7 protein-coding genes are annotated in these 10,278 nt (G+C 34.5%); 1 reads left to right on the forward strand and 6 read right to left on the reverse strand.

What is annotated here, in order from left to right:
- Positions 1-53: 53 nt before the first annotated feature.
- The 3 genes from BLP44_RS22700 to BLP44_RS22710 form a co-directional block, all read right to left on the reverse strand.
- Positions 54-2,345 carry an NADP-dependent malic enzyme gene (locus BLP44_RS22700; protein WP_091136617.1) on the reverse strand — a complete coding sequence of 764 codons (2,292 nt, stop codon included), beginning with the start codon at positions 2,343-2,345 and terminating at the stop codon, positions 54-56.
- A 154-nt stretch (positions 2,346-2,499) separates the two neighbouring features.
- A complete protein-coding gene (locus BLP44_RS22705) occupies positions 2,500-2,925 on the reverse strand; it encodes a CBS domain-containing protein (RefSeq protein WP_008467377.1) in 426 nt (141 codons plus the stop codon).
- Positions 2,926-3,205: 280 nt separating this feature from the next.
- Positions 3,206-3,421, reverse strand: a complete 216-nt coding sequence (locus tag BLP44_RS22710) for a helix-turn-helix domain-containing protein (RefSeq protein WP_008467378.1) — start codon at positions 3,419-3,421, stop codon at positions 3,206-3,208.
- A 115-nt stretch (positions 3,422-3,536) separates the two neighbouring features.
- Here BLP44_RS22710 and BLP44_RS22715 point away from each other — a divergent pair, with 115 nt between their 5' ends.
- Complete coding sequence (locus tag BLP44_RS22715) at positions 3,537-3,878, forward strand: hypothetical protein (RefSeq protein ID WP_008467381.1); 342 nt, start codon at positions 3,537-3,539, stop codon at positions 3,876-3,878.
- Positions 3,879-4,002: 124 nt separating this feature from the next.
- Here the strand turns inward: BLP44_RS22715 and BLP44_RS22720 are convergent, their stop codons facing one another.
- The 3 genes from BLP44_RS22720 to BLP44_RS22730 all read right to left on the reverse strand — a co-directional run.
- Positions 4,003-6,015: an OmpA family protein gene (locus BLP44_RS22720; RefSeq protein ID WP_091136620.1), complete on the reverse strand. Its 2,013-nt coding sequence runs from the start codon at positions 6,013-6,015 to the stop codon at positions 4,003-4,005.
- 8 nt (positions 6,016-6,023) lie between these two features.
- Positions 6,024-6,935 carry a PorP/SprF family type IX secretion system membrane protein gene (locus tag BLP44_RS22725; RefSeq protein WP_091136623.1) on the reverse strand — a complete coding sequence of 304 codons (912 nt, stop codon included), beginning with the start codon at positions 6,933-6,935 and terminating at the stop codon, positions 6,024-6,026.
- A 47-nt stretch (positions 6,936-6,982) separates the two neighbouring features.
- A partial coding sequence (locus tag BLP44_RS22730) for a T9SS type B sorting domain-containing protein (RefSeq protein ID WP_091136627.1) occupies positions 6,983-10,278 on the reverse strand: 3,296 nt, incomplete at its 5' end.

A 10,278-nucleotide genomic window follows, 5' to 3' on the forward strand; every position in this document is an offset into this window, starting at 1 on the left:
AACAAAAATGCCATAAAACTACGACAAATTTGTTCAATCCTTGTAAGAACGTTTTATTGTGTTATTTTATTCTTTTTAATTTCTTTTTCCTGTGCATCAATAACAGCAATTGCAGCCATATTCACCATTTCTTCAACGCTAGCACCTAATTGGAAAATGTGAACTGGTTTACCCATACCCATCATAATAGGTCCAATTGAGTTCACTTTATACAATTCTTTTAATAATTTATAAGTGATATTTGCTGACTCTAAATTAGGGAAAACCAACGTATTTACTTTTTTTCCAGCTAATTTAGAAAATGGGAATTTCTCTTGAAGCATTTCTGGATTCAAAGCAAAATCTGCCTGAATTTCTCCATCAACAATTAATTCTGGATGATTTTTATGCAAGTAAGCTACAGCTTCTCTCACTTTTGATGCGCTCTCACTTGTTGAAGAACCGAAGTTTGAGAATGAAACCATTGCAATAACTGGCTCAATTCCGAACATTTTTGCTGTTTTTGCCGTCATAATCGCAATATTAATCAAATCTTGTGCAGATGGATTAATGTTGATTGCTGTGTCAGACAAGAACATTGGTCCGCGAGATGTAAGCATCATGTTTGCAGTTGCAATAAGTGAAGCGTTCTGTGCTTTTGGAATTAATTGCATCATAGGTTTTACAACAGAAGGATAACTTCTTGAGTGCCCTGTTACCAATGCATCTGCCTCTCCTTCATTAACCATCATGGCTGCAAAATAGTTTCTTTCACGCATGAATTTTTCTGCATCCAGTTTAGAAACACCTCTTCTTCCTCTTGTTTCCCAGAATGATTTCGCAAATCGGTTACGTCTTTCTACTTCTTCATCTGTTTTAGGATCAATGATTTCAAGATCAGCATCAAAACCTAATTCTTGTTTCAATTCTAAAATCACTTCTTTGTTTCCTAATAAAATTGGGAATCCGATTCCGTCTTCGTAAACAATTTGAGCTGCTTTTAAAACGTTTAATTGATCTGCCTCTGCAAAAACAATTCTTTTCGGATCTAATTTAGCACGGTTGGTAATCAAACGCACCATTTTGTTATCGTTACCCATACGTTCGCGCAACACATCTTCATAAGCTGCCCAATCTGTAATAGGATTTTTTGCTACTCCAGATTCCATTGCTGCTCTTGCAACTGCAGGCGCTACAACAGTAATCAATCTAGGATCGAATGGTTTAGGAATGATATATTCTTGTCCAAAACCAAGTTTTGTTGCACCATAAGCTACGTTAACTTGTTCTGGAACCGGTTCTTTTGCCAAAATAGCTAAAGCTTTTACAGCCGCCATTTTCATTTCTTCGTTGATTTTTGTCGCTCTTACGTCTAGTGCTCCTCTAAAAATATAAGGGAAACCTAATACGTTATTTACCTGATTAGGAAAATCTGAACGTCCCGTAGCCATAATAACATCTTTACGAGTTTCTACAGCCAAATTATAGTCGATTTCCGGATTTGGATTTGCCATTGCAAAAACAATCGGATTGTTTGACATTGTCAATAACATTTCTGGTGAAAGAATATCTCCAGAAGATAATCCGATGAAAACATCTGCACCTTTTACGGCTTCTTCTAAAGGAATTTTAGCTCCGTCGATAGCATATTTTAATTGTAAATCTGAAAGTGCTGAATTGTCTTTTGTTAAAAGTCCTTTACTGTTGTACATTAAAATGTTCTCTACTTTTACTCCAAGTGAAACATATAAATCTGTACAAGCAATTGCAGCAGATCCTGCACCAGAAACTACCATTTTTACATCTTCAGCTTTTTTTCCTGCCAATTCAAGTGCATTGATTAAAGCGGCAGAAGATATAATTGCTGTTCCGTGCTGATCGTCGTGCATAACTGGAATGTCCAATTCTTCGATCAATCTTCTTTCGATTTCAAAAGATTCTGGAGCTTTAATATCTTCCAGATTGATACCTCCAAAAGTTGGAGCAATATTTTTTACAGTCTGAATGAATTCTTCAACATTTTCTGTATCAATTTCGATATCAAAAACATCAATGTCTGAGAAAATTTTAAACAATAAACCTTTTCCTTCCATTACAGGTTTTCCTGCTTCTGGACCAATATTTCCAAGTCCTAAAACAGCTGTACCGTTTGAAATTACGGCTACTAAATTTCCTTTTGCTGTATATTTATAAACGTCTTCTTTGTTTGCTGCGATTTCTAAGCATGGTTCTGCAACTCCTGGCGAATAGGCCAATGATAAGTCTCTCTGTGTTGCATATTTTTTTGTTGGAACTACCTGAATTTTTCCTGGAGTTGGTTCTGCGTGATACAGTAACGCTTCTCTTCTTTTACTCTCTTTGTTCATTGTTTTTAGCTTTTATTCTAGCTTACAAAGATATAAGTCTTGTTTTAAAATGGCGTCTTTTTAGCGTTTTCTTTTCCTAAAATCTATTCGAATAAATAAAAAAAGTCCAATAGAAATTGGACTCGTTTGAATTTTTATCGTTTTTAGGTGTGCTTTATTGAGAAATATAAGAATTCAAATGGTTGATTGTGTCTTTCTGAATTTCTATAATTGCCTTCACTACATCGCTAATTGAAATGACTCCAACCACATTTCCGTCTTCTAAAACAGGCAAGTGTCTTATTCTTTTTTCGCTCATAAGTTCCATACAATCTTCAAGATTATCTGAAAGTTTTACTGTAAAAACATGACTTTCCATAATCTCATGAACAAAAGTTTCTTTTGAAGATTTATCTTTCAGTACAATTTTTCGGGCGTAATCTCTCTCCGATAATATTCCTTTTAAAACATTATCATCCATCACTAAAATTGCCCCAATGTTTTTTTCTCCCATAACTTTTAACGCATCATAAACCGTTAAATTGGAGAAAATAGAATAAACATTTCTTCCTTTTGCTTTAAGTATTTGATCTACAGTCATAATGAAAAATTTTTAGATTTATAAAGTTAAAACAAAAACCAACACAATCTGCAACGAAATCGATTTTTTAAAATCATAACCAATTCATTTTAAACATAATACATCAAAATTTAAATTTTCAAAATTATAGTGTAAAGAATGAATTTGTTTAGAATTGTTTTTTGAGGAAAATTAGATTTTTTAACTTTTACCAACCAGAAACTCCTAGCGGAGTTTTTTTCATTTTTTGACCATTAACGATACTCTAGCCTACTGGGAATCAAGGAAATAATATTTTAGATTAAAAATCAAGCAATTCACTTATTGAAATTTCTAACCCTTTAGCCAGTGCAAGTAAATAAATATAAGTAGGATTAAATTCACCTGCTTCAACTTTATGTATAGATTGTTGATCTTTCAATATCAACAATCCTAGTTTAGCTTGTGATAATCCTTTGGCATTTCTAAGCTCTTTAATTCGAGCTCCTAAACGCTTTAATTCTTCTGACTGCTCCACTTCTTTTAATTTCAGACAATTTGCGTTTTCTATTTATTATTTTTAACATACTATAGTATGTTATTTAAAGTTTTTCGTACATTTGAATTTCATCATAGAAATACTAAACATTATTATGGAAGCGACCGAAATCAAAAATTTAGATAATCTAAAAAAATTAACCACTTTATATTTTCATACTTTAAAACCAGCAAATGATAAAACCGATTCAAATGTTGCTCAGATTAAATTTCAAAATTATTCTGAAATGGGTTATTTCATTTCCGACATGCTGAAAATGTGTATTTTGGCTTTAGATCAAAACGCTCATAATTTTTTAGAGAATAATAAAAAACAGTCTATAAATGTGAGTTTAATATTAGAAACTATATTGCAATTAATTCCTTTGGATGAATTTGAATTTTTAAGTGAGATTAATGAAATAGTAATGAACGATTCTAATTGTATTAATTCATAAATAAAACATTATTTCACTGATTTTATTAACCAATCAAATGTCCCGTAGGGATTATTTCTAAACAAAAAAACCTTTTCTAAAATTTAGAAAAGGCTTTTTGTAATTTATAAAGAAATGATTTTTATTACATCGCAACAATAATAAACTCGCTTCGTCTATTTTGCATGTGTTGTTTTTCTGTACATTTTACACCATCGGCACATTTGTTTACTAATTGCGTTTCTCCATAACCTTTTGCAGTTAGTCTGTCTTCGCTGATTCCTTTTTGAATTAACCAATTTTTAGTTGACTGCGCTCTTTTTTCTGAAAGAATCTGATTGCTTTCTGACGAAGAACGGCTGTCTGTATGCGAACGAATATCAAGTTTCATAGCTGGATATTCATTTAAAAGATTTACCACTTTCATTAATTGCGATTCTGATGTTTTCTTAATTGTTGCTTTACCCAAATCAAAGAAATTCATAGGCAGATTTAACAGTTTTGCAATATCTACTCCTACTCTTATAGAACCCACTTTCACTGGACTGATTGTCGTTTTTTTAATCGCTACAGTTTTTGCTGCAAGTGGCTTAAATACTTTATTTAATGCAATCATTTGAGTAGTTTCTCCTTTTTCTTTAAGGATTGCTACCACAACTTCTTTGGCATTATAATCGTTTTTAGCCGTTCTAATAGTATATTTTTTACCGCATCTTAAATCAGGAAAAATGTAATTTCCTTTTTCGTCTGTAGTGATTGTTCCAACTGGATCAAATTTTTCATTAAACAAAGTCAGAGAAGTATTGGGCAATATCTCATTTGTTTCTGCATCGGTAACCGTTCCAAATAAATTTTGTTCGCAGATTAATCTTCTTGTTTCTGTAAATCTATAAATATCATCTAAACCTAGTCCGTTTTCTCTGTTTGAAGAAAAATAACCGCTTCTGCTTTTACTGTCAATGCTAAAAGCAAAATCGTCTTGCTTGCTGTTTACAGGTTCTCCAACATTTAAAACGTCATCAAAAGTTCCGTTTGCTTTTATACGAGAAGCAAAAATATCCAATCCGCCTAAGCCTGGACGTCCGTCAGAAGCAAAATACAATTCGTTTTCTCCAGAAATGAAAGGAAAAGTTTCTCTTCCTTCTGTATTGATTGTTGGCCCAAGATTTTCTGGAGCACCAAAAGTTCCATCTTGATTGATTGCAACTTTATAAATATCAGACTGCCCTAACGTTCCCGGCATATCTGATGCGAAATACAACGTTTTTTCGTCCACACTTAAAGCTGGATGCGCCGTACTATATTGGTCGCTGTTGAACGGAAGTTCTTTTACATTTTGCCATGTGTTATCGATAAGTTCGGCTTTATATAATTTAAGAAGCGTTACGTTTTTATCATTGCTTCTTCTTTTACCGTCTGTAAAATTATTTCGCGTGAAATACATCGTACGTCCATCTTTTGTAAAAATCGGACTTGACTCATTGAAATTGTCTTTTTTCCTCTTTACTAAAAGCTCTGGTTTTCCAACGCTTCCGTCTGGCATTAAATCGGCCGTATATAGTCTAGAAAATGATCTGTTTGTCCATTGAAAATTGGATTTCACAACTCCGCCCGTATCGCGCGCAGAAGTAAAAACAATTTTGTTATTGTAAACAACGCTTCCGTAATCTGAATATCTAGAATTGACTCCTGCATCGGCTATTTGAAATCGGCCTGAGTTTTCTTTGATATCTTCTAGATAGTTTTTATCGCTTCTGATTAAATCTGCTCTTTTTTCTGCACTTGCCTTATGATTGAATTTCTGTAAAATCTCATCAGACTTACGATAATCTCCAGCTGATTTTAATGATTGTGCATATCGATATAAATATTCAGCATCTTGGTTTTCGTTTATTATAAATAATTGCTCATACCATTTTAATGCGCTTTTGAGTTCTCCATTAAAATAATATGAATTTGCCAAACGCTGAATTATTCCTTGATCGGTAGTCTGCTCAGTTACCAAACTCTCGTAAACTTTTATGGCATCCGCGTAAGCGTACTCTTCGTATTTTTTATCTGCATATTTTATGTTCATGTTTGTGAATGGTTTTTGTGCATTCACATTTGAAATAAAACTAGACAGTAAAAAGATCAAAATTAATTTTATAGCTTTCATAGGTTGTATTAAAAGAATCTTGGGGATATCATTTTATTGTAATTATTGAAGAATTCGAATCTTAAGAAAATCTCATGAGATCCAGAATTGTATTTTCTTAACTGTGTAGTTTCATGATCGTAACCATAACCTATATACATTCCTTTTGTCACTTGAAATCCTGCCATTGCACTCACAGATGCGCTCCAACGATAAGCAAGTCCTAAAACGAATTTGTCATTGAACATGAAGTTTCCCGAAACATCTACTTGCAAAGGTGCTCCTTCTACCATTTTGGCCATTAAAGCCGGTTTGAATTTTATGTATTCTAAACGATCCAAATTAAATACGTAACCTGCTATTAAATAATAATTGATTTTCTCTTTGAAAATAGCCACGTCGTTTGAATCATAACGATTTGTTTCTATAAAATTAGGAACCGATAATCCGATGTATGCTCTGTCTGAATGATAATAAATTCCAGCTCCAACGTTTGGTGAAAATTTATTTTTTAGATTCTGAAATTGCGGGTCATCTTGATCTTCATAACTCAATTTATTAATATCGATATTGAAAAGATTGGCTGTTCCTTTTATACCAAAAGATAAATTCCATGATTCTGAAGTTGGAATCGTATAAGACAAATCTGCCGATAAAGTATTCTCTACGGTTGGTCCAATTTTATCATTTACCAAAGAAACTCCAAGTCCTAAATCGCTATTTTTTAAAGGTGTATTAACCGAAAACGTACTCGTTTCTGGCGCTCCATCTAATCCAATCCATTGCGTACGATACAAACCAAAAACGCTTAAAGCTCCACGTGAACCTGCATACGCTGGATTGACTTCGATTGTGTTGTACATGTATTGCGTGTATTGCGCGTCTTGCTGCGCATTGGACACAATCGAAAAAAACATAAAAACTAAAATTAATTTTTTCATTTATTAAGCTTTAAAACGGCTTAGCCTAAACTAAGCCGTATTCCATTTTATTTATTAAGGTATAAGTAACCAGATTCTTGGTGAGACTTCTGAGCGCTGTCTTTGTATTTTAAGATATAGAAATACGTTCCAACCGGAAGACCATCTGTTTGTTTGATTGTAGAGCGTCCGTTAGAATATCCAACAAAAACTCTATCATTATTGTTATACTGATCTATACTGAAAACCAAAACTCCCCAACGGTTATAAATTTCAACCGTATTGTCTGGATAACATTCTATTCCTCTGATGTAGAATCTTGCATTCTTACTGTCTCCGTTTGGAGAGAAAGCATTCATTACTTTAATAGAACATCCGTTTAAGTCCAAGACTGTTGGACTATCTCCGCTATTGCTTGCATCGTCTGACTGATCTTCAACTACAACTCCTCTTACACTGCTTCCTTTTACGGTTGCCTGATTACTCACACTGCCTCGGTTAATATCTTCTTGAGTGATTTTGTAAATCGCTGTGAAATTCGTTTCATTAGATTCGTTTACACCCAAATTAATTGCTTGTCCTGAAACTACAACTCCTGGCAATGGATCGTTTATTGTGATTCCAACAAGAGGTACATTTCCTGTATTGGTTACTGTAAATTTGTATGTAATGGTTTCTCCTGCATTTGCAAAACCGCTCTTATTTTCGTCATTGAAAACCGCTGTTTTGATAACCGAAATAGCTGGCACTTCAACAAAAACATTTAATACGGCTGTTGAACAATTTGTACCATTCGCTTTTTCACAAACCTGATAAGTCAACGGATAATTTCCTCCTGGTGTGTTTGGCTTAACATTTACTGTTCCGTCAGCATTCCATTCAAAATATGGACTTTCTGTTACAGATTTAATTGTAACATCTGCAGGATTTATTGGCTTACCGTTGATCAAGTCGTTGTCTAAAACATTTACAAATTCTAATGAACCGTTAATTCCGTCGGCACTAACATCATTATCATTGTTCAGAATAATTTTGTTATCTGTCGGCGTAGCTGGATCTACAACATTGTCTACTATAATCTTAATTACTGCTTGACTGCAATTTGATGTATTTGCAGCTTCACAAATCTGATAAGTCAATTCGTAAACCCCATCTGCTGTATTTGCAGCGATGTTGATTGAACCGTCTGCATTCAATGAAATATTTGGATGCACAACCGGTACTGATAAAATAACATCTGAAGCTTTTATTTTTGCTCCATTTAATAAGTCATTTTCAAAAATATTAATCGTAGCATTTGCTCCTTTTTTCACATTTATAGGTCCTGCTTCATCATTATTTGCTTTAATGCTAAATGTTGGACGAGCATTACAATCTGGCGTTGCTGGCGGATAAGCCACAGAAACTGTAACTGTCGGATTTAATGAAAACTGAATTTTTACTCCATTTCTGGTAGCCTCAAATCCGTCTGCTCCTTCTGCCCATATTCCGTTATTTAAAATCCATCCTGGCCAATCTGTTCCATTTTGTTTGCTATCAATCTCAGCTCCAGGCCATAAAATGTTTCCGCTTAATGGCAGATTTGTCTGAGTTGCCACAACATTATTATTACTATCAATCCATTTAACTGTTAATAAGTTATTTGTCGTGAAATTATCTGGCGTAACAGTATAATTAACATAAGGAACATTGTTTGAGCAATAGCTATTTGCAACTACTGTCATTTTTGGTTCTGTTACGGTAACTTTTACAACATTTGAATCACAGTTATTTGGATTTAATTTTTCGCATATAGTGTATGTCAATTCATACTCTCCTGCAGGCGCATTAGGTGCTAGTACAACATTTCCGTCTGCATCAACAGTTAAGTATCCTTTTGGATCTGCTTGAGTTAGTTTAAGATCTACATCAGATGGCACTAATTTATTTCCATCTTTAGTATCATTCTCAAAAACGTTGATTACTTTCTGCGGAACGTTTACTCCAACTGCCGGCACAAGATCTTCATTCGCTATAAGATTTCCACCTGTAACTTTTATTATTGTAATTACAGAATCACAATTTGTTGGATTTGTGTTTTCACAGATTTTATACTCCACATTATAATCCGCTGCTGGCGTATTTGGTGCAACAGTGATAGTGTAATCTGAATTTAACGTTAAACCTGTCGGAAGCGTTCCGATAATTTCAAACTTAACTTCTCCTGCTGCTGTTCCAACTGTGATTGGGCTTCCGTTTAATTTATCATTTGCAATTAATGAAATTGTTGTTCCTCCGATATTTCCGTTTATTGAAGCTATAACATCTTCAACCGCATCTATTACTGGCGTTCCTACTGTTACCTTCACAGTATTTGAACTGCAGTTGTCCAGATTCAGTTTCTCGCAGATTTCATAAGTCAATTCATAAGTTCCTGCTGGAGGATTAGCTCCTAAAACAATGTTTCCATTGGCATCTACAGTCAGATATCCTTTCGGATCTGCCGCTGTAATTTTCAGCGTAACATCTGCTGGGTCTAACGGCTGCGCATTTTTAGTGTCATTGTCAAAAACATTTTTACCTAATGTCTGAGGAGCATTCGATCCTAAAACTGATGGAATTTCATCTGCATTTGCAACCAGATTTCCTGCCGTAACCGGTACGGTAATAGTTACTGAATCGCAATTTGTTGGATTTGTGTTTTCGCAGATTTTATATTCAACATTATAGTTTCCTTTTGGCGTGTTTGGCGCAACTGTAATCGTGTAGTCTGAATTTAGCGTCAGTCCTGTCGGAAGCGTTCCGATAATTTCAAACTTAACTTCTCCAGCTGCTGTTCCAACTGCAATAGGGTTTCCGTTTAAAGTGTCATTTGAAATTAATGAAATCGTAGTTCCTCCGATATTTCCGTTTATCGAAGCTATAGCATCTTCAACTGCATCGATTACTGGCGTTCCTACTATCACTTTCACAGTGTTTGAACTGCAGTTGTCCGGGTTCAATTTCTCGCAGATTTCATAAGTCAGCTCGTAATCTCCCGCTGGAGGATTGGCTCCCAAAACAATGTTTCCGTTTGCATCAACAGTCAGATATCCTTTTGGATCTGCAACCGTAGTTTTCAGTGTAACATCCGATGGATTTAAAGGCTGGGCATTTTTAGTGTCATTGGCAAAAACATTTTTCCCTAATGTCTGAGGAGCATTCGATCCTAAAACTGACGGAATTTCATCTGCATTTGCCACAAGATTCCCTGCCGTAACCGGTACGGTAATAGTTACTGAATCGCAGTTTGCTGGATTAGTGTTTTCGCAGATTTTATATTCGACATTGTAATTTCCTTTTGGCGTGTTTGGCGCAACTGTAATCGTGTAATCTGAATTTAAAG

Origin of the sequence: Flavobacterium anhuiense (assembly GCF_900101855.1) — a bacterium.
GTDB classification, from domain to species: domain Bacteria; phylum Bacteroidota; class Bacteroidia; order Flavobacteriales; family Flavobacteriaceae; genus Flavobacterium; species Flavobacterium anhuiense.